Raw genomic sequence first — 1,612 nt, forward strand, 5'->3', positions numbered from 1 at the left:
TTTTTCTTACGATTAGTCAACCTGTATTTTTAGGTTTTTACTGGAGTGAATATCAGAATGAACAAGTACTTGTTATCATGCATACCAAAGACCCCTAATATATACTCGTTTTTTTACTAGGGGTGAGATATGATATGATGAATGAAACTATGATATTAGGCCGTTAACCGATAATCATAGTGTATATCATGTGTAATAAGGTGAAAGAGGAGTTTCAAGAACTTGTTTACACATGCAATGGACGCAACTTTATGACATTTGTTATAGGGTTGCGTTTTTAATTTATCGTAATACTCAACAATGTGATTTTGTCCGTAACGTCGTTGTTTAATCATGTTCTGGATGATGAGGAAAAGGAGCTTCCGCAAATGTTTATTTCCACGTTTATTGATTTTATCTTTAAAAAAGGTTTTACCTGATTGAAAACGGCGTATATCAATACCAGCAAATGCATTGAGTTGCTTGTTATTGTTAAAACGAGTAATATCTCCTATTTCAGCCATCAAGCGTACTGCAGTATTCGGTCCAATCCCAGGAAGACTGAGAATGATATCGTATTCTGCACGTTGCTCGGCTATATATACCATCTTGTTAATACAGCATTCTTTTTGGTGAAGAAGCTCTTGATAGCGCCTTGCGTATAATTTGAGTTGATCACACAGAACATCGTTCTGAGAAACAGCAGGATAGGAAGTATTCGCTATTTCAAGTATTTGAATCGCTTTTTTCTCCGCTGTAATATTTGATATTTTTTTATTGGTGTTGGCACGAATACGATTTTTTATAATGGTTTTTGAAAGACCTAAAATACAATCTGGGTGGGGGAATAGTTGAACAAAATTTAAAAACAAATCAGATTTACTGGTAAACATTCTCTCCAACTCAGGAAATGTTAATTGGATTACTTTATGCATACGACCACGAATTATCGATAATTCACTATCCAGTTCGCTATACAATCTAGAAAGAGATTTTAACTGATGGAATAAGTTATTAGTTCCATTAGATACCCTTCGGGTAACTGTGAAATGAGTGAGAGCTAATCGGTGTGCATCGCTTCGATCGGTCTTATGAATCCGTAAGGAATCACATTGTAGCTTGGCTTCTAATGGGTTTAATAAACAATATGTATACTGATTATCTTGCATAAATCGTTCTAGCTGCCTGGAATAGATTCCTGTTGATTCGAAAACAATTTCAGGTGATTCGCCGTTTTCATCTGTAAGCTTATGTATCTTTTCTTGTAGCTTTTTAAAATCAGGCTTAGTATGCTTGATTTCACTTTCGAATACGCATTGTTTTTGTACATTATAAATGACCATATAGCTTTTACCCATACTGACATCAAATGCAATAACGTGTTTCATATAGCTCCTCCTCAGGTGGAATTGAAGTCTTCAACTTACACTTATCTATTCTCATTTCTTATACACGATCTCGAAGACCAACATACTAAAAACTGATTCAAATAAGGTAAGTGAAGAAGGTCAGTTTTGTATACGGATTCAGGATCCCAAAACACCCACGACCTTCTCTTCACTTCTACTATATAAAAAATAGTAGTGCGAACCAATGCCTTGGTCTACACTACTAATCTTAGTATGTTTTGTAT

The 1,612-nt window shown here is 34.9% G+C and carries 1 protein-coding gene; it reads right to left on the reverse strand.

From position 1 onward, the window contains the following. Positions 1-155: 155 nt before the first annotated feature. Positions 156-1,367 (reverse strand): IS110 family RNA-guided transposase, encoded by a 1,212-nt coding sequence (locus AAIE21_RS29180; RefSeq protein ID WP_212087313.1) that lies wholly within the window; start codon positions 1,365-1,367, stop codon positions 156-158. Positions 1,368-1,612: the final 245 nt, after the last annotated feature.

The organism is Paenibacillus sp. 102, assembly GCF_039549175.1.
GTDB lineage: Bacteria > Bacillota > Bacilli > Bacillales > Bacillaceae_G > Bacillus_A.

Excerpts from the sequence above, each read along its gene's own strand:
- AAIE21_RS29180 (WP_212087313.1), bottom strand. The coding sequence starts at position 1,367 with ATGAAACACGTTATTGCATTTGATGTCAGTATGGGTAAAAGCTATATG.